This is a genomic window from Bradyrhizobium sp. STM 3843 (assembly GCF_000239815.1).
Taxonomy (GTDB): Bacteria; Pseudomonadota; Alphaproteobacteria; order Rhizobiales; family Xanthobacteraceae; genus Bradyrhizobium.
Genome location: NZ_CAFK01000265.1, coordinates 1 through 22151 on the forward strand (window position 1 = coordinate 1; position 22151 = coordinate 22151).

At 64.8% G+C, this 22151-nt stretch carries 18 protein-coding genes; 11 read left to right on the forward strand and 7 right to left on the reverse strand.

What is annotated here, in order from left to right:
- Positions 1 to 448: 448 nt before the first annotated feature.
- The 4 genes from BRAS3843_RS27305 to BRAS3843_RS27320 form a co-directional block, all read right to left on the reverse strand.
- Complete coding sequence (locus BRAS3843_RS27305; RefSeq protein ID WP_008972361.1) at positions 449 to 1906, reverse strand: murein L,D-transpeptidase family protein; 1458 nt, start codon at positions 1904 to 1906, stop codon at positions 449 to 451.
- A 303-nt stretch (positions 1907 to 2209) separates the two neighbouring features.
- Positions 2210 to 3172 carry an acetyl-CoA carboxylase carboxyltransferase subunit alpha gene (locus BRAS3843_RS27310; protein WP_008972362.1) on the reverse strand — a complete coding sequence of 321 codons (963 nt, stop codon included), beginning with the start codon at positions 3170 to 3172 and terminating at the stop codon, positions 2210 to 2212.
- Positions 3173 to 3391: 219 nt separating this feature from the next.
- A complete protein-coding gene (gene xerD / locus BRAS3843_RS27315) occupies positions 3392 to 4348 on the reverse strand; it encodes a site-specific tyrosine recombinase XerD (protein ID WP_008972363.1) in 957 nt (318 codons plus the stop codon).
- Between the two features lie 171 nt (positions 4349 to 4519).
- Positions 4520 to 4666 (reverse strand): hypothetical protein, encoded by a 147-nt coding sequence (locus BRAS3843_RS27320; RefSeq protein ID WP_008972364.1) that lies wholly within the window; start codon positions 4664 to 4666, stop codon positions 4520 to 4522.
- A 152-nt stretch (positions 4667 to 4818) separates the two neighbouring features.
- Between BRAS3843_RS27320 and BRAS3843_RS27325 the strand changes: the two genes are divergently transcribed.
- The 3 genes from BRAS3843_RS27325 (at position 4819) to BRAS3843_RS27335 (ending at position 8006) form a co-directional block, all read left to right on the forward strand.
- Complete coding sequence (locus tag BRAS3843_RS27325; RefSeq protein ID WP_008972365.1) at positions 4819 to 5484, forward strand: shikimate kinase; 666 nt, start codon at positions 4819 to 4821, stop codon at positions 5482 to 5484.
- On the forward strand, positions 5481 to 6629 hold the full coding sequence (gene aroB / locus BRAS3843_RS27330; RefSeq protein ID WP_008972366.1) for a 3-dehydroquinate synthase: 1149 nt from the start codon (positions 5481 to 5483) through the stop codon (positions 6627 to 6629). The genes BRAS3843_RS27325 and aroB overlap by 4 nt, the downstream gene beginning before the upstream one ends.
- Positions 6630 to 6701: 72 nt before the next feature.
- Positions 6702 to 8006 (forward strand): HlyC/CorC family transporter, encoded by a 1305-nt coding sequence (locus tag BRAS3843_RS27335; RefSeq protein ID WP_008972367.1) that lies wholly within the window; start codon positions 6702 to 6704, stop codon positions 8004 to 8006.
- A 70-nt stretch (positions 8007 to 8076) separates the two neighbouring features.
- On the opposite strand, the gene BRAS3843_RS27340 is transcribed toward BRAS3843_RS27335, so the two are convergent.
- Positions 8077 to 8346 carry a BolA family protein gene (locus BRAS3843_RS27340; RefSeq protein ID WP_035982937.1) on the reverse strand — a complete coding sequence of 90 codons (270 nt, stop codon included), beginning with the start codon at positions 8344 to 8346 and terminating at the stop codon, positions 8077 to 8079.
- A 110-nt stretch (positions 8347 to 8456) separates the two neighbouring features.
- Here BRAS3843_RS27340 and BRAS3843_RS27345 point away from each other — a divergent pair, with 110 nt between their 5' ends.
- Complete coding sequence (locus tag BRAS3843_RS27345; RefSeq protein WP_035982939.1) at positions 8457 to 9095, forward strand: DnaJ domain-containing protein; 639 nt, start codon at positions 8457 to 8459, stop codon at positions 9093 to 9095.
- A gap of 66 nt (positions 9096 to 9161) precedes the next feature.
- On the opposite strand, the gene BRAS3843_RS27350 is transcribed toward BRAS3843_RS27345, so the two are convergent.
- The gene (locus BRAS3843_RS27350; RefSeq protein WP_008972370.1) at positions 9162 to 10265 is read right to left on the reverse strand and encodes a citrate synthase/methylcitrate synthase; all 1104 of its coding nucleotides are present in this window, start codon (positions 10263 to 10265) and stop codon (positions 9162 to 9164) included.
- An 84-nt stretch (positions 10266 to 10349) separates the two neighbouring features.
- Between BRAS3843_RS27350 and BRAS3843_RS27355 the strand changes: the two genes are divergently transcribed.
- The gene (locus BRAS3843_RS27355; protein WP_008972371.1) at positions 10350 to 11573 is read left to right on the forward strand and encodes a citrate synthase family protein; all 1224 of its coding nucleotides are present in this window, start codon (positions 10350 to 10352) and stop codon (positions 11571 to 11573) included.
- Between the two features lie 7 nt (positions 11574 to 11580).
- Here BRAS3843_RS27355 and BRAS3843_RS27360 read toward each other — a convergent pair whose 3' ends face one another.
- The gene (locus tag BRAS3843_RS27360; protein ID WP_008972372.1) at positions 11581 to 12237 is read right to left on the reverse strand and encodes a DedA family protein; all 657 of its coding nucleotides are present in this window, start codon (positions 12235 to 12237) and stop codon (positions 11581 to 11583) included.
- Positions 12238 to 12523: 286 nt separating this feature from the next.
- On the opposite strand from BRAS3843_RS27360, the gene cobS reads away from it, so the two are divergent.
- The 6 genes from cobS to BRAS3843_RS27390 all read left to right on the forward strand — a co-directional run bounded on the left by cobS (position 12524) and on the right by BRAS3843_RS27390 (position 21978).
- A complete protein-coding gene (gene cobS, locus BRAS3843_RS27365) occupies positions 12524 to 13522 on the forward strand; it encodes a cobaltochelatase subunit CobS (protein ID WP_035982942.1) in 999 nt (332 codons plus the stop codon).
- A gap of 167 nt (positions 13523 to 13689) precedes the next feature.
- Positions 13690 to 15591: a cobaltochelatase subunit CobT gene (cobT, locus tag BRAS3843_RS27370; RefSeq protein WP_008972374.1), complete on the forward strand. Its 1902-nt coding sequence runs from the start codon at positions 13690 to 13692 to the stop codon at positions 15589 to 15591.
- 68 nt (positions 15592 to 15659) lie between these two features.
- Positions 15660 to 16736 (forward strand): esterase-like activity of phytase family protein, encoded by a 1077-nt coding sequence (locus BRAS3843_RS27375; RefSeq protein WP_008972375.1) that lies wholly within the window; start codon positions 15660 to 15662, stop codon positions 16734 to 16736.
- A 286-nt stretch (positions 16737 to 17022) separates the two neighbouring features.
- Positions 17023 to 18135: an NADH:flavin oxidoreductase/NADH oxidase gene (locus BRAS3843_RS27380; RefSeq protein ID WP_008972376.1), complete on the forward strand. Its 1113-nt coding sequence runs from the start codon at positions 17023 to 17025 to the stop codon at positions 18133 to 18135.
- 170 nt (positions 18136 to 18305) lie between these two features.
- Positions 18306 to 20300 carry an RDD family protein gene (locus tag BRAS3843_RS42335; RefSeq protein ID WP_008972377.1) on the forward strand — a complete coding sequence of 665 codons (1995 nt, stop codon included), beginning with the start codon at positions 18306 to 18308 and terminating at the stop codon, positions 20298 to 20300.
- 157 nt (positions 20301 to 20457) lie between these two features.
- The gene (locus tag BRAS3843_RS27390; RefSeq protein ID WP_008972378.1) at positions 20458 to 21978 is read left to right on the forward strand and encodes a CYTH and CHAD domain-containing protein; all 1521 of its coding nucleotides are present in this window, start codon (positions 20458 to 20460) and stop codon (positions 21976 to 21978) included.
- Positions 21979 to 22151 lie beyond the last annotated feature (173 nt).

Sequence of the window (22151 nt, forward strand, 5' to 3'; positions counted from 1 at the left end):
TCCGGCCTTCCCTGTGCCCTCTTCCAGAAGAGGGTGAGCTGAATGGATAGCTCGGACGCAAAACGCGCCGCGAGAACGCAGGCTCACGTCCTGATCGCTGTTTGAATTGTAAATCGGACGACATCACGCGCGTCATTGTGAGGCGCGACGCGCCGAAGCAATCCAATCGACGTGAGGCACTGGATTGGTTCGTCGCCGGAGCCTGTCATCGGGCTCGCTGGAGGCGAGACCCGGTGGGTGCCTCGCAATGACGATGAGATGGGCATGCCGTGTCCGCATACTCACTGGATGCCCCGCGCAGGCGGGGCATCCAGTACACCGAGGCCTCTCGGTCAGTTAGAGCCATCTCTGGGATACTGGGTCCCCCCGGTCAAGCCGGGGGACGACAGGGGTGCGCTTGTTTGACAACTAAATCGCACAACGTCCCGCGCGGCGCGCGGGTCGCGATTTACTTGAACGCCGAGAAGCGGCTGTCGAACGAGTTCGACTGCAGCACCGGCGAGGCGCCTGCCACCAGCGTCGGCTGCGACTGGCTCGGTGCCGACGTCGTCGCCGCGGTTGTTGCTGGAGCATCAGGCTTGAACGGCGGATGTGCTGCGGCCTGCCTGGTGTTGCTCGGCCGGGTCTCGGCCGGCTTGGCAGCAACGGCCTTCGGCGCTGCCGGCTTGTTCTCGACAGGCTTCGAGGTCGCAGCAGTGGCGTTGGCCGCCACGGCGCCGCTCGAGCCGATCTTGCGCAAGTTGGACAGCAGGCTCGACTTCTCCGGCGCGCTGACGGCGGCGACGCGCGGCGTCGTCGAAGCAACCGAGGCCGGCTCAGGAGCCGCCGCAACTGCGGTCTCATCGGCGTTCGGCGCACGCGGAGGATTGACGTGACCGGGAATGGTGCCGGGCATCGCCGAGAACTGCGAGAACGACAGGCCTGGCGCTTCGCCGGGCTCGGACAGGCCGGTCGAGGCGCCCGGCACGCGCGAGGCAAACACGCTGTTCATGCCGCCGTCGATGCCGGTGTTGAGCTTGGCGACCGGCGTGCCCTTGGCGACGAGCTTGGCATACTCCGCCTCGTCCGCCTGCTGCTTCTCGCGCACGGCGTTCGCGACATCGTCGGCCACCACATAGGCCGGGCATTTCGCCGAGGCGTCGAACACGGGATCACGCGTCGCGCCCGGCGGCTTCGAGGCGTCGAACACGTATTTGTGCTCGCAGAAATCGACCTTCGGCTCCTGACGCGTCACCTCGAAATGGTCGTAGCCTTCCTTGATCATGCGCCAGAACGGCATGTTCGGATTGTTGCGGTGCTTGGCCATGTTCACCGCCGTCATCCGGAACGGATAGGCCTGGAATTGGAAGGCGCGCTGGCCACCGAAGAAGGACTCGCGGCCGAGCGAATAGATCTCCGCGATCTGCTCGTCGGTCATCGCGTAGCAGCCGCGCGAGGAGCAGTCGCCATGCACCATCAGCTCCGAGCCGGTATGGCCGAGCGACTTGTCATAGGCGTTGGGATAGCCGGTGTTGAAGGAGAGGTAATAGGCCGATTGCGGGTTCATCTGGCCCGGCGAGATCGAGTAGAAGCCCTCCGGCGCCTGGCGATCGCCCTCGCGCACCTTGGGTCCGAGATCGCCCGACCAGCGGCATATCGGATAGGTCTTGAGCAGCGCGAACTTGCCGGAGCGGTCCTGCTTCCAGACTTCGAGTTCGGCCTCCTGCTTGAACAGGCGAATCAGGATCGGCGACTGCAGATCCATGTCCTTCTCGCCGATCGAGGCCACCAGTTTGGGCGGCACCGGCTGGTTGGCCTTGGCATTGTTTGCAAGCGACACCTGATCGCTGTTGCAGCCAGCCAAGAGCGCACCAGCGGCCAACGCCGCCGAGGTCATCAGGACCCGGACAAACGCGCGGTTGATCAATGCAAAGCTCCCCGCCACGACGGCATGTCGCAAAACCCCAATCGTCTCATCTTAAGGCTGGAGCGGCAGACAAGGAATTGTCGCCGATCAAGCCCTGCGCATGCCTCAACCTTGATTAAAACTGTAGCCTTTGGCCCTGTGGGCCGCAACCCGCTCCCCTCCCGACGCTTGGCCACGCGGCCAGCGTGGTCAACAACATCTAAACAGGGAACACCCGCGTCCAGGCTGAAATGCGGCCAAAGGGCTGCTTTCGCTCACAAATTCGCGAGCCGGCGGGGCAGGAGAAGGGAGAAGAAGCGCGTCTCAACCGAGCTTGCGGCCGATCTCGAGGAATTTCTGCCGGCGCTGCTTGCGGATGGCGTCGGCGTCCAGCCCCTTCAGCTCGTCGAACGCCTGGACGATCGCTTCGCCCGTTGCCGCGATCATCGCGGTGGGATCGCGATGGGCGCCGCCGACCGGCTCCTTGAGGATGGAGTCGACCACGCCGAAGCGGAGCATGTCCTGGGCGGTGATCTTCATGCTGTTGGCGGCTTCCTGGGCCTTGGTGCCGTCGCGCCACAGGATCGAGGAGGCAGCTTCCGGGGAGATCACGCTGTAGATTGCGTGCTCCAGCATCAACACGCGGTTGGCGGTGGTCAGCGCGATGGCGCCGCCCGACATGCCTTCGCCGGTGATGATCGAGACATTGGGCACGCCGAGCGCGAGGCAGAAATCGGTCGAGCGGGCGATCGCTTCGGCCTGGCCCCGCTCCTCGGCGCCGATGCCGGGATAGGCCCCCGCGGAATCGACCAGCGACAGCACGGGAAGGCCGAATCGCTCGGCCATCTCCATCAGCCGCACGGCCTTGCGGTAGCCTTCGGGGCGCGCCATGCCGAAATTGTGCTTGAGCCGGGATTCGGTCGAGGCGCCCTTCTCCTGGCCCATCACGCAGATCGGCTCGCCACGGAAGCGGCCGAAGCCGCCGAGCAGGGCGGCGTCCTCGCCGAATTTGCGATCGCCCGCGAGCGGAGTGAAATCGGTGATCAGGCCGTTGACGAAATCGCTGAAATGCGGCCGCTGCGGGTGCCGCGCCACCAGCGTCTTCTGCCAGGGCGTCAGATTGGCGTAGAGCTCGGCCAGGGCCTGGCCGGCCTTCTCCTCGATCCGGGTCACCTCCTCGGCGATGTCGGTGCCGGAGGCCGCAAGCAAGCGCAATTCGTCGACCTTGGAATCGAGCTCGGCAACGGGCTTTTCGAAATCAAGATAGCTGCGCATGGGGTCCGGCATGGAATCGCTTATGGGGACGCTGGGTGAGGCAACGTGGCGGGTTTGGCTCGGCCTTGGAAGGCAAATATCTTCAACGGCTTAGTGAATCGCTCGGGATCCGCGCGCGCAGCTTGTGCCGCGCCCGCGGACAGGATGGGGCTCTTTCGGGTCGAATGGCCGCGAAGTCAAGGCTGGGAGGGACGGATTTGGTTCCGTCCGGGCCTGCTATTTCTCGGCCTGCTATTTCTCCGCCAGCGGGTGGAGGTCGCGCACCAGGCTCTTCAGCCGCTCCTCCACCACATGGGTGTAGATCTGGGTGGTGGAGATGTCGGTGTGGCCGAGCAGGGTCTGCACGATGCGCAGGTCGGCGCCGTTGTGCAGCAGGTGGCTGGCGAAGGCGTGGCGCAGCACGTGCGGCGAGACCAGCCGGGCCGGCAGGCCGGCGGCCACTGCGAGCTCCTTGAGGTCGCGGGCAAAGTGCTGGCGGGTCAGGTGCCCGCTCTCGCCGAACGAGGGAAACAGCCATTTCGAGGCGGCGACGCTGGCCTTCTTCTCGGGCTTGAGCGCATCCATCGCCGCGAGATAATCCGCCATCGCCTGCCGCGAGGCCTGGTTCAGCGGCACCAGCCGCTCCTTGTTGCCCTTGCCGCGCACCACGATCATGCGGGCGTCGTGGCGGGCAGCGGTGCGCGGCAGCGTGACCAGCTCGGAGACGCGCAAGCCGGTGGCGTAGAGCACCTCGAGCAGGCAATAGAGCCGCATCGCCCGCAATCGTGCGGTCGGCGAGGCGTCCGCCACCAAGGTGAGCTCCTTGGCCCGGGTCAGCATGCGGTCGACATCGGCGATCGACAGCACCTTCGGCAATGGCCGGCCGCGCTTGGGCCCCGCGAGGATCGCGGCAGGGTCGTCGGTTCGGATGCGTTCGTTGAGCAGGAACCGGAACAGATGCCGCATCGCCGACAGCCTGCGGGCCACGCTGGAGGATTTGAAGCCCCTGGTGTCGAGGTCGGCCAGATAGTCCCGCAGCACCTGGGTATCCGCCGCTGCAAAGCTGGAGCTCTTGCGGCTGAGGAAGACGGCAAGGTCGGTGAGATCGCGGCGGTAGGCGTCGAGCGTGTTCTCGCCCGCGCCCTGTTCCGCAGCCAGCATGTCCAGGAACAGGGTGGTCAGCGTGGCATTCGAGGCCTTGGCCCGCATCTGGTGTCCGCGTCTCGTCGAAGTCCGAATCGGTGCGCCGCAGGACGATCATCCCGGCCCTGGAGGCCTGGAAGCGAAGTTGGCCGAGATCGCGGCGCCGCTAGTTCAAAAGAGAACAGTAAAAAACTTAATCAAAACGGTGTGGCTTTTCGGCCAGCGGTGCGACGCGGGCTATTTTTTCTGGAACTTGTCCGGCGGGATGGTCACCGTCATTTCGCGCGGCTTCGGGTTGACGAAGTTCGCCAGCGCGTAGATCGCGCCGTAGACGACGCCCACGATGATGGCGACCACGGTCAGAAATCGGAAAAGACTGGGCATCTCGGCCAGCAAGGCAGCGAAGGACGCGGGACATCCACCATGTTCGCCGGCGGCTTGCAAGTGTATCTGGCAAGGCGGGGCGCTCACGGAGTATAGCTGCCTGGAACGGGCGCCTTTGAATGCAGCAAGCCGGTGGGATAATAGCGGAATTGATGACCGACACGCCTGAACCAGCAGCCAGCCCTCCCGCCCCGGAGGCCGCGATCACAGCGGCCCTGGGCAGGCGGCTTGTCGTGCTGGTCGGCATGATGGGCGCCGGCAAGTCGACAGTCGGGCGGCGGCTCGCGGCCCGGCTGAAACTGCCTTTCGTCGATGCCGACAATGAGATCGAGGCCGCTGCCGGCATGACCATACCGGAGATCTTCGAATCCAGTGGTGAGGACTATTTCCGCAACGGCGAGGCGCGGGTGATCGCGCGGCTGCTGGAAAACGGGCCCGGCGTGCTGGCGACCGGCGGTGGGGCCTTCATGCGCGAGGAGACTCGGAGACGCATTCAGGACAAGGCGGTCTCGGTCTGGCTCAAGGCCGATGCCGACGTGATCATGCGCCGTGTCAGGCGCCGGGCCGATCGGCCGCTGCTGCAGACTGCCGATCCCGCCGGCACTGTCACCCGGCTTCTGACCGAGCGCGAGCCGGTCTACCAGCATGCGGATGTGACGATCTGGTCACGCGACGTGCCGCACGACAAGATCGTGGATGAGTGCATCGACGCGCTTTATGCGCGCCTTTGTGGTGCGCCCGAAGCAGCAGAGGGCGACGCGACGGAGGCCGATGACGCTCCGACGGATGTTACCCAAGCCATGGGTGGGCTGCGATGACTGCTCCATTGAAGGCCGTCGATCCCATCACCGTCGATGTCGCGCTCGGCGAGCGCGCCTATGACATCGTCATCGGTCGAGGCGTGCTGGCCTCGCTCGGCGAGCGGATCGCAGCGTTGCGGCCCGGCGTCCGCACCGCCATCGTCACTGATCGCACCGTCGCGACCCACTGGCTCGAACCGGCCGAGGCGGCGCTGGCGCAAGCCGGCATTCCGACGACGAGAATTGTGGTCGAGGAGGGCGAGGGGTCGAAGACCTATGCCGGGCTTGCGAAGGTCAGCGAGGCGCTGATCGCGGCCAGGATCGAGCGCAACGATCTCGTGATCGCGCTCGGCGGCGGCGTGGTGGGGGATCTCGCCGGCTTCGCCGCGGCGATCCTGCGGCGCGGCGTCGATTTCGTGCAGGTGCCGACCTCGCTCCTGGCTCAGGTCGACTCGTCGGTCGGCGGCAAGACCGGCATCAACTCGCCGCAAGGCAAGAACCTGCTCGGCGCTTTCCACCAGCCGGTCCTGGTGATCGCAGATACTGCCGTGCTCGACACGCTGTCGCCGCGCCAGTTCCGCGCCGGTTACGCCGAAGTCGCCAAGTACGGCCTGCTCGGCGACGCCGGCTTCTTCACCTGGCTCGAGGCCAACCACGCCGACATCGTCAAGGGCGGGCCAGCGCGCGAGCACGCCGTTGCCACCTCCTGCCGTGCCAAGGCCGCGATCGTCGCGCGTGATGAGCGCGAGACCGGCGACCGCGCGCTGCTCAATCTCGGTCACACTTTCGGCCACGCGCTGGAAGCTGCGACCGGCTTTTCAGACCGGCTGTTCCACGGCGAAGGCGTTGCGGTCGGCATGGTGCTGGCGGCGCAATTCTCCGCTGAGCTCGGCATGCTGCCGGCAAGCGACGTCGAACGGGTCGTGCATCATCTTGCTGCGGCGGGCCTGCCGACCCATCTGCAGGATATCGCCGGCTTCGCCCAGGAAGGGATTGGCGATGCCGACAGCCTGATGGCCCTGATGGCCCAGGACAAGAAGGTCAAGCGCGGCAAGCTCACCTTCGTTCTGCTCGAGGCGATCGGCCGGGCCGTGATCGCCAGGGATGTCGACCCGTCGAGGGTTCGTGACTTCTTGCAGGCCAAGCTTCAGCGCCGCGCCTGACCGGATGCTGCCGTGTTGAGCATCGGCAGCGAAACGGCAGGGGCGGCCCATATGCAAAGCGACATCGGCATCATGGACTGGATCACGCTTTCCATCGTCATCATCCTGCTCGCGACATCAGCATTCTTTGCGCTGAGTGAGACGGCGCTCACCGGCGCCTCCCGCGCCAGCATGCTGCGGCTTTCCAAGCAGGGCAATCGCGACGCCGACGTGGTCTCGAGCCTGTTCGAGATGCGCGAGCGCCTGATCGGCGCGCTGCTGCTCGGCAACAACATCGCCAATATCGGCGCCTCGGCGCTGGCCACCGGTCTGTTCACGTCCTGGTTCGGCGAAGTCGGCGTGCTCTACGCCACCGGCGTCATGACCGCGCTGGTGGTGATCTTTGCCGAGGTGCTGCCGAAGACGATCGCGATCAACGCGCCGGATCGGGTGTCGCTCGCGGTGGCGCGGCCGATGCGGACCACCGTGTTCGTGCTCGGGCCGCTGCTCGCGGTGATCGAAGCGGTCGTGCGCGTGCTGATGCGGTTGATCGGGTTCAAGGTCGGCGCCAACCAGCCGATCCTATCGCCGACCGAGCGTTTGCGCGGTGCCGTCGACCTGTTGCATCACGAGGGCAAGGTCGAGAAGCAGGACCGCGACATGTTCGGCGGGCTCCTGGATCTTCGTGAACTTCAAGTCTCCGAGGTCATGGTTCACCGCACCGAAATGGTGATGGTCAATGCCGACCTGCCGCCGGAGGAACTGGTGCGCGAGGTGCTGGCCTCGGAATATACCCGCATCCCGCTCTGGCGTGGCTCGCCGGAGAACATCATCGGCGTGCTGCATGCGAAGGATCTGTTGCGCGCGATCCGCGCTTCCGAAGGCGACATGTCGCGCATCGACGTCGCATCGCTGGCGCTGCCGCCCTGGTTCGTTCCGGAAATGCGCTCGGTTTCCGAGCAGCTCAAGGCGTTCCGCCGCCGCAAAACTCACTTCGCACTTGTCGTGGACGAATATGGCGAAGTTGAAGGTATCGTCACGTTGGAAGACATTCTGGAGGAAATCGTCGGTGACATTTCCGACGAGCAGGATGTCCAGGTTGCCGGCGTTCGGGTTCAGCCCGACGGCTCGGTCGTGGTCGACGGCTCGGTTCCGATCCGCGATCTCAACCGCGCGATGGATTGGGCTCTGCCTGACGAAGAGGCCACCACGGTCGCGGGTCTTGTCATTCACGAGGCCCGTTCAATCCCGGAGCGTGGCCAGAGTTTTACCTTTCACGGCTTTCGCTTCCGTGTGCTGCGGCGGGAGCGCAACCGTATCACCGCGCTCAGGATCGTGCCGGTGCCGCGTGGCGAGGTGGAAGACGCAAGGCCCAGGCGCGCCGGCACGGCGTTTTGATCTGTGCGTCAGTTGAGCCAGATGCGCTGGATCTGATGCATATGTACGCGAACGAAATTCTGTGCGATAATCAGGCTTCGCCGGGGGCCTTGGCGTGCAGCGCGAGCGCGTGCACTGAGCCTGCGAGTTCCGAAGCCAATGCCGCATTGATCAGGCGGTGACGCTCGATCCTGCTCTTGCCGGCAAAGGCCTGCGACACGATATAGACTCGGAAATGCGTCTCCCCGCCCGGCGCGTGGCCGGCGTGGCCTTCATGCAGATAAGACTCGTCCTGCACCTCGAGGCTTTCCGGCGAGAAAGCTTCGCGCAACTTCTTTGTGATAGCGTCTCTCATGCTCATGGTGTCCGGCAATACGCATCAAATTATTTTTCGTCAATCCGCCGGCCCCCTCTGAGGTATTCGCAATGTCAAGACTTGAAGCTTTTCGCGTTGCGTAGTCAAAGTCCGTCATGCCGATCGATTCATCTAAATTCTTCGACTCCATCCGCATCAAGCCCAAGAAGGCGGCTTCGCGGCAGCCTCAGGTGCGTGAGGAGGCCACGCCTTGCCAGTGGCCGGACTGCCATAACAAGGGTACGCATCGCGCGCCCAAGGGGCGGGAGAATGCGCGCGAATATTGGCACTTCTGCCTCGATCACGTGCGCGAATACAACCAGTCCTATAATTTCTTCTCAGGCATGAATGCGGAGGCGGTGGCGCGCTATCAGAAGGATGCGCTGACGGGTCACCGTCCCACCTGGAAGATGGGCGCCAACACCGCGGGCAAGCGCGGCAATGTCGAAGGCGATCTCGATGGCGCCGCCGATCCGTTCAGCGTGTTCTCCGAGATCAATGGCCGCGCCAGCTGGCGCCCGGGCCCGCAGGCCGCACCGAAGCCTGAGACCCGCAAGGTCTTCAACGCCGAGCGCAAGGCGCTGCAGGTGATGGGGCTGGGCCCCGATGCCACGCTCGAAGAGGTCAAGGGCAAGTACAAGGCGCTGGTGAAGCAGCACCATCCTGATGCCAATGGCGGCGACCGTTCGACCGAGGATCGCCTGATCGAGATCATCAAGGCTTACAATTATTTGAAGACGGTAGTGCGGACCTGATCCGCGCTTGATACGCTTGGCGTGGGCCGCAACGCGGCCGCACGCGGTGCAGGATGCGACGTTAATTCACGCCTTCGGCGCGTCAGGTGTTGGTCCGATATAGGCCGAGCTTGGCCGGATCAGTCGGCCGGTGCGTTGCTGCTCGCGCGCATGCGCGGTCCAGCCGGCGCTGCGGGCGACAGCGAAAATCGGTGTGAAGGCTTGACGCGGAATCTTCAGCGCATCCAGCAGGATCGCGGTGAAGAACTCGACATTGGTGTCCAGCACGCGGTCGGGATTTTTCCGTCGCAGCGCCTCGCGGCAATAGGCCTCGACCGCGCTCGCGAAGGGAAGAGCCGTGCCTGCGTCGGCGAGCCGTTCGATCGCCGCCTTCAACACGTCGGCGCGCGGATCGCGCACGCGATAGATGCGATGGCCAAATCCCATCAGCCGCGCGCCACGCGCAAGTGCCTCGTCCACCCAGGGCTTGATGCGCTCGCGCGTGCCGATCGCGGTCAGCATTTCGAGCACCGGCTCCGGCGCGCCGCCATGCAGCGGGCCGGTCAGCGCGCAATAACCGGCGGTCACGGCGGCGAACAGATCGGCCTGGGTCGAGGCCACCACACGCGCGGCAAAGGTCGAGGCGTTCATGCCGTGGTCGCAAACCGTCACCAGATAAGTGTCGAGCGCAGCGACCTCGCGCCGCTCGGGCGCACCGCCCCGTAACATGCGCAGCGTATCGGCAGCATGGCTTGCCGTGGGATCCGGTGCGATCGGTAGAGCCCCGGTCGCGCGCTGAACCAAGGCCCCGGCGATGACTGCACAAGCGCCGACAATTGCGGCCTCATGCGCCAGCCCGTCCTCGGCCCGCAGTGCTGCGACCGCGGCGCGAAAGCCGTCGACGATGCTCATGCCAGGTGAAGCCGCCAGCAATTCGGGGATCCGCGCAAAGGCGCGTTCACGGGCGATGCCGAGCTGTTGACGGACCTCGACCTCGTCCACCAGCTGGTCGCGTGCCGCGCTCCACAGCCGCGCCGCCACCGCCTCGAAGCTCGCCGCGGCCGCCAGGTCGGCCACGCGTTCACCGGCGATGATGAGCTCGCCGTGCTCGCCGTCGACGTGGCTCAGCACGGTCTCGGCCGCTGGAATGCCGTCCAGGCCAATTGGGGTTCTGCCGAGCGGGATATTCATGACGGGATCTCCTTCCGATGGGATGTCGCTTTCGGAAGGTTGATCGGCTCGACGCATTGATCAATCTTGATTATACAAATCAATATGAAAAATTCGTCGGGCCTTTATCTCTCGGCGCGAGAAGCTGCTGCCGAACTGGCGATCTCGCCCGCGACCCTCTACGCCTATGTCAGCCGCGGCTTCATTCGCTCCGAGCCGTCGCCGGATTCGCGCAGCCATCGCTATCGGGCCGAGGACGTCCGCGCGCTGAAGGAGCGCCGCGGACCTGCGCCGGAGCCGAGAGGTTTCCGCAGCTTTGATGCCGATCTACCCGTGCTGGACTCGGCCATCGCGACCATCACCGAAGCCGGCCCGATTTATCGCGGGGTCAATTGCGTCGAACTGGCCGAGAAGGACACGCTCGAGCACGCAGCGACGCTGTTGTGGGACGTGACCGCGATCGATCCGTTCGCTCCGGACAATTGTCCGGTCGTCTCTGAAGCGATGACCGTCATCGCCGACGCTGCACGGCGTGCCGCGCCGCTGGATCGGGCTATCGCGGTTTTGGCGCTGGCCGCCAGCGCCGATCCCGGCGCATTCAATCGCGCAGCCGAGGGACGGGCGCTGGTGGGCGCACGTATTGTTCGGCTTCTCGTCGCCACCATGCTGAACACGGCAGCTTCAGCTCAACCCTTGCACCTGCAGATCGCGAACGCCTGGGCGGTCGAGCACAAGCATGCGCCCGACCTGATCCGCCGCGCGCTGGTGCTGCTCGCCGATCACGAGCTTAACGCTTCCACCTTCACCGTGCGCTGCGCGGCATCGACCGGGTTGAACCTCTATGACGCGACCATTGCCGGCCTGGCGGCCTTGAAAGGCCCCAAGCATGGTGGCGCCGGCGTTCTTGCGTCGCAGCTGGTCAAGGCGCTGATCGATCGGGACGTCGCGCCACTGATCCGGGAGAGGGTGGCGCTTGGGGAGCGGTTTGCCGGCTTCGGCCACGGCATTTACAAGCGCGGCGATCCCCGCGCGATCTCCTTGCTGGATGCCCTCAATCGTGCCGGAGCGCCGCGCAAATTCACCCGCGAAGTGCCAGAGCGGATCGCGGAGGCGACCGGCGAATTTGTGAACATCGACTACGCGCTGGCCGTGCTGGTGCACAGCCTGCGGCTGCCTGCGGGCAGCGAATTGGCCCTGTTCGCGATGGCTCGCTCGGTCGGCTGGATTGCCCACGCCTGCGAGCAGCTGCAACACGGCCGGCTGATCCGTCCCCGCGCCCGCTATGTCGGTCCGTCGCCGGGGCGCGGTGCCATCCTCGATTCGCTCTGAGGCGCCACTACTCGCTCGCCTGCGCTACGAATTGTCCTTCGCGGCGCTTCCGCAGCAACCGAAGCACAAGCCAGACCAGGATCGTGCCGATCACCACGGCCAGGATCCAGATCGGCTTGGCGATGTGGCTGTGATGCGGGATGCCGGCATAGCGATGCAGGAGCTGCACGGCGAACACGCCCGGCAGCACATGCGCACAGGCCCAGAGCACGATGGCCGGGATGTTCACGGCATAGAAGCGGACCGGCGGGATGTCGAGCGCTCCGGCCGTGATCGGCACCACGGCGCGGATCGGGGCCACGAACCGGGCAAAGAAGATCGCCAGCGTCCCGAAACGATGGAAGAAGGCTTCGCTCTGGGCCACCAGGCGGGGGTAATTCGAGAACGGCCAGGCGGTCAGGATTTCCCGCTGGCTGCGGTGGCCGACCCAGAAGGCTGAGCCGTCGCCAAGCACGGCGCCCACGATCGCTGCGGCCAGCACCCATTCCAGCTTGAGTTCGCCGCCGGCGATCAGCGCACTCAACGCGAGGATGATGGTCGTGCCCGGGACGACCGAGCCCGCGATCGGGATGGCTTCCAGCAGGGCAGCCAGGAAGATGGTGAGATAGGCCAGTCCCGAATGTTCGGAGACGAAGGCGATGAGGGGATCAAGCAGGTGGGCCACGCAAATCCTGGCTGGGCTGATAACGATGCCTCATAACTAGGAACCTCCTTGGAAAGTGCCATGCCGCATCGCAGCAGGGATGGGCAGGGCAAAAAGGTGGCAATGATTCGCAGAGCAGCCTTTCAAAAATCGCGTCTCGCGCCTATCTCGATGATATCCCAACGGAACTTTGATTAACCCTTAGGCTTCTGCCCGCCAGCGCTCTCTGCTAGGCTGTTGCGAAGCCACAAACCGCAGCCACAGACAAAATCTGGTTTCGGAAAACGCCCGGGACCTCGGAGGACGAATGACGACCGCCGCTACGACCAATGCGCAGGAGATCACCGGTTTGCCGGACATGAAAGTGTCGGTTCGTCAGGTGTTCGGGATCGACAGCGACCTTGAGGTGCCGGCCTTTTCCCAAACCGACCCGCATGTTCCGGAGGTCGACACCGACTACCGTTTCGATCGCGCCACCACGCTGGCGATCCTCGCCGGTTTCGCCAAGAACCGCCGCGTCATGGTCACCGGCTATCACGGCACCGGCAAGTCGACCCATATCGAGCAGGTCGCGGCCCGCTTGAACTGGCCCTGCGTGCGCGTCAACCTGGACAGCCATATCAGCCGCATCGATCTGGTTGGCAAAGACGCGATTGTCGTCAAGGACGGCAAGCAGGTCACCGAATTCCGCGACGGCATTCTGCCATGGGCGCTGCAGCACAACGTGGCGCTGGTGTTCGATGAATATGACGCCGGCCGTCCGGACGTGATGTTCGTGATCCAGCGCGTGCTCGAGGTCTCGGGCCGGCTGACGCTGCTCGATCAGAACAAGGTCATCAAGCCGCATCCGGCGTTTCGCCTGTTCGCGACCGCCAACACCATCGGTCTGGGCGATACCTCGGGCCTCTATCACGGCACCCAGCAGATCAACCAGGGCCAGATGGACCGTTGGTCGATCGTCACCACGCTCAACTACCTGGCCCATGACGAGGAAGTGGAAATCGTGCTGGCCAAGGCGCGCCACTATCAGAACCAGCAGGGCCGCGACATCGTCAACAAGATGGTCCGGCTCGCCGATCTCACACGCAACGCTTTTGCCAATGGCGATCTGTCGACGGTGATGAGCCCGCGGACCGTGATCACCTGGGCGGAGAATTCCGAGATCTTCGGCGATATCGGCTTTGCCTTCCGCGTCACCTTCCTGAACAAATGCGACGAGCTGGAGCGCCCGCTGGTCGCGGAGTTCTACCAGCGCTGCTTCAACGCGGAGCTGCCGGAGTCCGCAGTCAATGTGGCGTTGAGCTAACGTCGGTGTCGTCCCGGGCAGGCGAAGCGCGATCCGGGACCCATACCGCGGAATGTTTCGATCAAGCGAGGCGGCTAGTTGCTCCAACCATATTAGCCGCCGGTGGTTATGGGTACCCGCTCCAGTGCGCAATCGCGCACAAGGCGGGGACGACAAACTGAGCAGCGATGACCACATCCAACAGCAAATTCCGCAACGGAGCCAAGGAAGCGCCGACTGAGCCGTTCAAGCGCTCGGTCACGGCCTGCCTGCGCGCGATCGCCAAGGCGCCGGAGCTTGAAGTCTCCTTCGCGGCCGAGCGGCCGGGCCTGGCGCCCGGCAAGGCGCGGCTGCCGGAGCCCGCGCGCAAGATGACCAAGCGCGATGCGGCGATCGTGCGTGGCCACGCCGATTCCATCGCATTGAAGCTCGCCTGTCATGATCCAAAGATCCACCGCAAGCTGATCCCCGCCAATCCGCAGGCGCGCGGCGTGTTCGAGGCGGTCGAACAGGCGCGCGTCGAGGCGATCGGCGCGCGGCGCATGTCCGGCGTCGCGAAGAACCTCACCGCGATGCTCGACGATCACTTCCATCGCGGCAAATACGATGAGATCACCGATCGCGCCGACGCGCCGTTGTCGGATGCGCTGGCCATGCTGGTCCGCGAGCGGCTGACCGGAATGGCCCCGCCGACCGCCGCGCGCAAGCTGGTCGATCTCTGGCGTCCAATTCTCGAGGACAAGATCGGGAACCGCCTCGACCAGTTGGGCCGCTTCACCGAGGACCAGGCTAAATTCGGCGACATGGTTCATGACCTCTTGTCGGCACTCGAACTCGGTGACGAGCGCAGTGCCGATTCCGAAGAGGACGAGAACGACGACGACAATCGCGACGGCGACAACGAGCAATCCGGCGCGGAAGGCTCGCCCGATTCCGATGCCGCGCAGGAGATGAGCGCCGACCAGGCGCAGACGACGTCGGACGAGATGTCGGAAAGTGCGATGGAGGCGGCGCAGGCCTCGGCCAGCGACACCCTTGACGAGGGCGAGCTTGGCGATGACGAGACGCCGGGCGAAGCGACGCGGCCGAACCGCGGCGGCGCCAATGAGCCGCGCGGTCCGGAATATCATGCTTTCGCGCCGAAGTTCGACGAGGTGATCGCAGCAGAAGATCTCTGCGACCACGATGAGCTGGAGCGGCTGCGCTCCTATCTCGACAAGCAGCTCGCGCATCTGCAGGGCATCGTGGCACGGCTCGCCAACCGGCTGCAGCGCCGGTTGATGGCGCAGCAGAACCGCGCCTGGGAGTTCGACCTCGAGGAGGGAATCCTTGATCCGGCGCGGCTGTCGCGCGTGGTCATCGATCCCTATCAGCCGCTGTCCTTCATGCGCGAGAAGGAGGCGACCTTCCGCGATACCGTCGTGACCCTGCTGCTCGACAATTCCGGCTCGATGCGCGGACGTCCGATCACGGTGGCCGCGACCTGCGCCGACATCCTGGCGCGCACGTTGGAGCGCTGCGGCGTCAAGGTCGAGATTCTCGGCTTCACAACGCGGGCCTGGAAGGGCGGGCAGTCGCGCGAGGCCTGGCTTGCGGCCGGCAAGCCCGCCAATCCCGGCCGGCTCAACGACCTCCGCCATATCATCTACAAGGCCGCTGATGCACCGTGGCGCCGCGCGCGCAAGAACCTCGGCCTGATGATGCGCGAGGGCCTGTTGAAGGAGAATATCGACGGCGAGGCGCTCGACTGGGCGCATAAGCGCCTGCTCGGTCGTGCCGAGCAGCGCAAGATCCTGATGATGATCTCCGACGGCGCGCCGGTCGACGACTCCACGCTGTCGGTCAATCCCGGCAACTATCTGGAGCGTCATCTGCGGCACATCATCGAGGAGATCGAGACGCGCTCGCCGGTCGAACTGATCGCGATCGGCATCGGCCATGACGTCACGCGCTATTACCGTCGCGCGGTCACCATCGTGGATGCCGAGGAGCTGGGCGGGGCGATCACCGAGAAGTTGGCCGAACTCTTCACCGAGACGCACGCGGCGCCGCAGCCCGCACACGTGCCGAAGCGCCGGCTGCATTCGTGAGCGTGATCAAGCTGGGCAGCGCTCCCTCGCCGTGACGGCGAGGGTCGGGGAGGGGGGCCTTGGCAGCGATGTCGCGATACGCGGTCTCCGATCGGAGACGATTCCTGGAGCTGGCGCTCGCGGGACTTGCTACGTTTGCACGCCCCCGTCTGGCACAGGCTCAGACGGCGGTTACCCCAGCGGCCAATCGAACCGTCCACGACGCGCATTCGGTCAGCAGCCCGGTCGCGATCGAGGTGAGAGCACGGCCGCTGCCGACCTTCGACCTGCGCGACCGCTCGCGGCTGCGCTTCGGTTCGCTGGAGTACCGCAGTGGGCTGGTGCTGACGTCGTCATTCCCCGGCTTCGGCGGATTGTCAGGCATCCGGCTTGATGCCAAAGGCGAGCGCTTCGTCGCTATCAGCGACCAGGGCAGCTGGTTCACCGGCCGCATCGTGTATTCGGGCCGACAGATGGTGGGTCTCGCCGAGGTCGAGGCCGCGCCGCTACTTGGCCCTGACGGGCGGCCGATCCTCGATCGCGGCTGGTACGATTCCGAATCCATCGCGATGGACGGCGATCAGGTCTATATCGGGCTCGAACGCGTCAACCAGGTGCTGCGCTACGACTTTTCGAAGGGCTTTACCCGCGCGCGCAGCGAGATCGTGCCGCTGCCTCCGGCGGCGAAACGGCTGCCGAACAACAAGGGTCTCGAGGCGCTCGTCTTCGTGCCGAAAGATCTGCCACTTGCCGGCACCCTGATCGCGATCTCGGAGCGCGGGCTGGACGCGAACGGCAATCTGATCTCGTTCCTGGTTGGTGGTCCGACGCCGGGGCAGTTCAGCGTCCGGCGCACCGAGGACTTCGACGTCAGTGACGCCGTGTTGCTGCCAGCAGGCGATCTCCTGGTGTTGGAGCGCAAGTTCTCGCTGCTCTCAGGAGTCGGCATCCGTATCCGCCGCCTGCGGCTCGCCGACATCGCGCCGGGCGCGCTGGTCGACGGCCCCACCATCTTCGCGGTGGATCTCGGCCAGGAGATCGACAATATGGAAGGCATCGATGCGCACGTCACGCCGGAGGGCGACACGGTGCTGACCATGATTTCCGATGACAATTTCTCGATCATCCAGCGCACGCTGCTGCTGCAATTCACGCTGGTGGAATAACTTCCATGTCGTCCCGGGCAAGCGAACGAAGTGAGCGCGACCCGGGATCCATACCGCGTGATGTTGGAAACGGGCACCTGGCACGTCCCGAGCGGGACAACTCAATCCTGTGGCTATGGCTCCCCGCGTTCGCGGGGACGACAGCGGTGTCCTTGGTGACAGGGTGCGCCCTTCTAACCCCGAAGTGATCGCAGCTACTCGCATCCAGAGATGGTCGTGCAGTTGAGGAAGATCGAACCGCACGCTACTTAGCACTATCCCTCGTCCAGCCCGGAAACCCTCCCGCATGAGCGCCCTGTTTTCTCCGATCAAGCTGCGCGGTCTCGAACTTGCCAACCGCATCATGGTCTCCCCGATGTGCCAATATTCTGCCGACAACGGCGCGGCCAACGACTGGCATTTCACTCACATCAACATGCTGGCGCTGTCGGGCGCGGCGATGTTCTGCATCGAGGCGACGCATGTCGAGCCGATCGGACGCATCACGCCCGGCTGCCTCGGCCTGTGGGACGATGCGACCGAGTCCGCGCTGAAGCCGATCCTCGCCTCGGTCCGCAAACATTCAAAGGCGGCCGTGGCGATGCAGCTTGCGCATGCCGGCCGCAAGGGGTCGAGCCATCGCCCCTGGGAGGGCGGCCAGCAGATCCCGCTCGCGCAAGGCGGCTGGCAGACGGTTGCTCCATCGGCGATCTCACACAAGGAGGGTGAAGCCCCGCCGGCGGCGCTCGATGCAGCGGGGCTCACGCGCATTCGCGATGCCTTCGTCGATGCGGCCCGGCGCGCCGACAGGCTCGGCATCGATGCGCTCGAGCTGCACGGCGCGCACGGCTATCTGCTGCATCAATTCCTGTCGCCGCTCTCGAACCACCGCACCGATCAATATGGCGGAAGCATCGAGAACCGCATGCGCTATCCGCTCGAGGTGTTCGAGGCAGTCCGTGCGGCGTTCCCGGCCGACAAGCCGGTCGGCGTGCGGGTCTCCGCGACGGATTGGGTCGACGGCGGCTGGGACCTCGAGCAGACCATCGCCTTCGCTCAAGAGCTCAAGCGCCGCGGCGCCGACTGGATCGACGTGTCGTCCGGCGGCGTCTCACCGCTGCAGAAGATCGCGCTTGGCCCTGGCTACCAGGTGCCGTTTGCGCAAGCCGTGAAACAGGCAGCCGGCCTTCCCACCATCACGGTCGGCCTGATCACGGAAGCCAGGCAGGCGGAGGAGATCGTGGCCTCGGGCAAGGCGGACATGGTCGCGCTCGCACGCCGCATGCTCTACGACCCGCGCTGGGGCTGGCACGCGGGCGCCGAACTCGGCGGTCAGGTCAGCGCACCGCCACAATATTGGCGTTCGCAGCCGTCGACGCAGAAGGAGTTGTTCGGCAAGACGACATTTGGTGCGCGCTAATCCGCGGCCGTCGCAAAGCCGGCAAGAGAACGACGCGCGCGGGAAGAGCCTTTAACCTTCCGCGCGCGATCCGGTTGTGACGCCTTGTAACGGCAATCAATTCCGGGCAGCATACAGGTGGTCTGCCGGCCTGCGGCGGGCATTGCCAGCGATGTTTGCCGAGCGGTTTTGTGACGGACCAAAGTCTCAGCAGCAACTTCAAACGCGCCGGCGTCTGGCGCCGGCTAACCGCGCTGCTGATCGACGTCATGATCATTGCAGTCATTCTGCAGCTCTGCGCGCTGGTCCTGTTTCCGCTGACCCATGGCCGCATTCAATTTTCCGGCGGCATCTACACAATCAAGTGCAGCAAGCTCGATTCGCTGCCAGCCGGCGTGGCGATCCCGGCTGATTTCAATGCCAACGTGATCGTCGATTGCCAGAACAGCGTGTTGGGTCTGCAGTCGGCCCGCACGTTGCGTGTGCAGCGCGTGACCAGGGATGGAGCGATCACGAAGGAGATTCACATCGACAGCATGCTCAATGCGGATGGCGCCCCCATCATGGGTCTGTCGCTGGGCATTCTGCTGCTGCCGCTGCTGCTGGCTTGGCGCTTTGCGCGCGACGATCGACAGGGCACGCCCGGTCGCAGGATCTGCCGCATGCGTCTGGCGCGGGTCGACGACGGATGCGTGCCGTCCGCCAGTGAGGTGAGACGGCGCTATCTGCTGCTGCTTGTGATCCTGAGCCCGCTGATCATCTGGCCCGTGATCCTGTCGTTCTTTCCTGTGACCGCGCTTCCGGAGAACGTTCTCATTGCGATAACGCTCGCCTCCTATGGTCCGGTCCTGGTCGTAGGCTTGGCAGCGTGGCGGCAGGTCTATGTCCGAAGCGATACCTGGTACGATCGCTTCGCAGGGACCAGTGTGATCCGCGCGGAGCGGACGACGATCCAACTCGAATCGGCCTCATCAACGGCGCCGGCTATGGATCGTCTCGCCGAGGCTGGTCCTGCTGTGCCGTTCGGCGACGCCGGCCGGACAGCTTCAGAGGGGACACCAATTTCCGCCGCGAGTCCGCCTCCGCTTCCACCCGCGGCGGATCAGGGGAAGCGCAGCTACATCGCGCGCCACTGGCGTGGCGAGCTGTCGTTGCCGTTGTCCTATTGGGTCAACGGTGGACTGGTCGGCGTGATCGCCGGTGCGACGATCGCGGTCATCGCGGGCCTGATCGTGCATGAACAGTTCGATGCGGAGCCCGTCCCGGCCTTGCTATGGATGAGCGCGATCTGGCTTTGCGTGGCGTTGCTCACGCTTTGGCAGCTCGTCGGCATCTGGCGGTCGGCCACGCGCTATCGCGCGGCCGGCAAGGGCCGATGGGGTCTCGTCGCCAAGGTGATGGTGGTGCTGGGGGCTGCCAGCACGCTTTTGCAGTTCTTCATGCAAGGCTTGCCGCAGCTCGCAGGTGTCGCCGAGATCGTCGCGGGCGACCGTTCGCTCGGCCCGCATCAGTTCAAGGTTCTCGCTTATGGCGAGATGCTGGAGTTCTCCGGCGGCATCAAGTTCGGTGTTGCGAAGGAGCTGGAAGATTTCCTGAGCGCAATGCCGGAGCTGAAAACGGTGCGGCTCGATTCCGTCGGCGGCCGTATTCGCGAGGCACAAAAAATGTCCGACCTCATCAAGGCGCACGGATTGTCCACCCTGGTCGAGAAGCAATGCTTGTCCGCCTGTACCATCGTCTTCCTCGGCGGCAAGGATCGCGCCATCCTGTCGAGCGCAAAGCTTGGCTTTCATCAGCCGACTTATCGCGGCATCACCGCTGCCGAGCGCAGTCACAGCGTCGCCGCCGAGGAAGAACGGCTGCAAAGACTGGGCTTGAGCCGGGCATTTGCCGAACGTGCCAACAAGGCGGAGCCGAGTTCGATGTGGTTCCCTGAAGGCAGCGAACTGCTCCGGGAGCATGTGGTGACGCGAATCGTGCCCGCGCAAACGCGCGCTCCGGCCAAATTGATGAGTGATGCGCCTATCAGTTCCTCCAATGGAGCAGCTCGCAAGGGCAATGAGCAGGTCGCTGCGCCCGTCTCGCCGCAAGCCACCGTCGTCACCCTGCCGAGGGATCTCGTACAACGACTCCAATCGTCCAAGCCGGTCAATCGCGTTCCGTCCTCGATCACAGGCCAGAAGTAGCCGACGGCAGGACTCTGCCACGCTTCCATCGACCATGTCGGCGATGCCTGCGGAGCGTCCCCGCGCGAACTCTCATCAACTCGGCTCGGAGACGGAACGAGTTGCGGGCCATTCCCTTATCGGAGCAGGTGTGACACTCCGATGACGGGGGAACCCCATGGGCACCGAAATCGAACTGAAACTTGCCGCCCCCGCTGCCGCGATCCGCAACGCCGCATCGCTATCATGGCTGAAGGAGATCGCTGCCGGAGCGGCGACGCAGGCCAAATTGCAATCGATCTATTTCGACACGCCGAAATGTGCGCTGCGTGACCACGGCGTGAGCCTTCGTGTCCGCAACACCGGGTCCCGCCATTTGCAGACCATCAAATCGGCCGCAGGTACGGCGCTGGGGCGCAACGAATGGGAGCAAGAGATCGAAGGCGACAAGCCGCGGCTCGATCTCGCCGAGGATACCGCTCTTGGGCGAATGCTGACCGGCAAGCTTTGCAAGCGATTGCAGCCGATTTTCGAAACGAACGTCGATCGTGTGACGATGCCGGTTCGGATCGGCGAGAGCGAATTCGAATTGGCATTCGATACCGGCGAAGTCCGCACCCCAAACGATCAATGCGCGCCGATCGCCGAGATCGAGATCGAATTGAAGCGCGGCAATCGGCGCGACGCCGTAACGCTGCTGCGGGAACTGGCCCGCAAGATCGAGCTCACTTATGCGCCCCGGACCAAGGCGGAGCGCGGCTATGCGCTATTGGACGGCGATGCCGATGCGCCGGTCAAGGCCGGTCACGTTCCGCTGGCTGAGGCCAGCACCGCCGCTGCCTTCGCCCAAATTGGCCTCGAATGCCTGCGTCAGGTCGGCGCCAATGAAGCGGCCGTGCGGCGGGAAGATCCCGAAGGTGTCCACCAGATGCGGATCGGCCTGCGCCGGCTGCGCGCAGCGCTGTCGCTGTTCAAGGACATGGTGCGCGGCACGGAGGTGCGCCGGATCAAGGGCGAGCTCAAATGGCTGACCGAGCAGCTCGGGCCGGCGCGCGATCGCGATGTGTTCCTTACCAAGACCGTGGCGCCGTTTCGGTCAGCTCATCAAGATCAGCCGGAATTCGCGCTGTTGGAGGAGGATGCGGCCAACGACCGGCGGAAAGGCTTCGCGCGCGCCCGCGCCGCGGTGGAAAGCGAACGATTCCGCCATCTGCTTCTCGACGTGACGGCGTGGCTGCTCGACGGCGACTGGCGGAACGCTTCCGATCCACTCCGCCAAGCGTTGCGGCAGCGACCGATTGCAGACGTCGCCGCGCGCGAGCTGAAGCGCCGCACCCGCAAGATCGTCAAGCGGATCGGCAGGCTGGAACGACTGGATGCCGTGCAGCGCCACAAGCTTCGCATCGCAGTCAAGAAGCTGCGTTATGGGCGCGAGTTCTTTGCCGAGCTTCGCGATGTCGTCGGCGGTGGCCGGCGCGCGCGGCGGTTCAATGCCGCGCTGAAGAGGATGCAGAGCGCGCTTGGCGACCTCAATGACATGCGCGTCCATGCCGGCTGGTCGCATGACGTTGCCGGCGCAAATGCGGCCAGCGAAAAGGCGATCGCACTCGGCTATCTGGTCGGCTGCGAAGCCGCCCGAATACCAGCCGTATTGGACGAGGCTCTTGTCGCCGGGAAGCGGCTGAAGCGCGTCGCGTAGATATGTACCGTAGTTTCGAGTTTCATCATTCCGCCCGCGACACAGCCGATGATTGTCGGCGTGCTGCGACGTGCTAGACTTCGCAGGCCACGTGCGGCGATGCCGGCTCGCATGGTCGTGTTTCGTCTCGCGTGACGATGAGCGCATCCGCGAAGATGCGCCGCAACAAAGCG

Excerpts from the sequence above, each read along its gene's own strand:
- BRAS3843_RS27310 (WP_008972362.1), bottom strand. The coding sequence starts at position 3,172 with ATGCCGGACCCCATGCGCAGCTATCTTGATTTCGAAAAGCCCGTTGCC.
- xerD (WP_008972363.1), bottom strand. The coding sequence starts at position 4,348 with ATGCGGGCCAAGGCCTCGAATGCCACGCTGACCACCCTGTTCCTGGAC.
- BRAS3843_RS27320 (WP_008972364.1), bottom strand. The coding sequence starts at position 4,666 with ATGCCCAGTCTTTTCCGATTTCTGACCGTGGTCGCCATCATCGTGGGC.
- BRAS3843_RS27325 (WP_008972365.1), top strand. The coding sequence starts at position 4,819 with ATGACCGACACGCCTGAACCAGCAGCCAGCCCTCCCGCCCCGGAGGCC.
- aroB (WP_008972366.1), top strand. The coding sequence starts at position 5,481 with ATGACTGCTCCATTGAAGGCCGTCGATCCCATCACCGTCGATGTCGCG.
- BRAS3843_RS27335 (WP_008972367.1), top strand. The coding sequence starts at position 6,702 with ATGGACTGGATCACGCTTTCCATCGTCATCATCCTGCTCGCGACATCA.
- BRAS3843_RS27340 (WP_035982937.1), bottom strand. The coding sequence starts at position 8,346 with ATGAGCATGAGAGACGCTATCACAAAGAAGTTGCGCGAAGCTTTCTCG.
- BRAS3843_RS27345 (WP_035982939.1), top strand. The coding sequence starts at position 8,457 with ATGCCGATCGATTCATCTAAATTCTTCGACTCCATCCGCATCAAGCCC.
- BRAS3843_RS27350 (WP_008972370.1), bottom strand. The coding sequence starts at position 10,265 with ATGAATATCCCGCTCGGCAGAACCCCAATTGGCCTGGACGGCATTCCA.
- BRAS3843_RS27355 (WP_008972371.1), top strand. The coding sequence starts at position 10,350 with ATGAAAAATTCGTCGGGCCTTTATCTCTCGGCGCGAGAAGCTGCTGCC.
- cobS (WP_035982942.1), top strand. The coding sequence starts at position 12,524 with ATGACGACCGCCGCTACGACCAATGCGCAGGAGATCACCGGTTTGCCG.
- cobT (WP_008972374.1), top strand. The coding sequence starts at position 13,690 with ATGACCACATCCAACAGCAAATTCCGCAACGGAGCCAAGGAAGCGCCG.
- BRAS3843_RS27375 (WP_008972375.1), top strand. The coding sequence starts at position 15,660 with ATGTCGCGATACGCGGTCTCCGATCGGAGACGATTCCTGGAGCTGGCG.
- BRAS3843_RS27380 (WP_008972376.1), top strand. The coding sequence starts at position 17,023 with ATGAGCGCCCTGTTTTCTCCGATCAAGCTGCGCGGTCTCGAACTTGCC.
- BRAS3843_RS27390 (WP_008972378.1), top strand. The coding sequence starts at position 20,458 with ATGGGCACCGAAATCGAACTGAAACTTGCCGCCCCCGCTGCCGCGATC.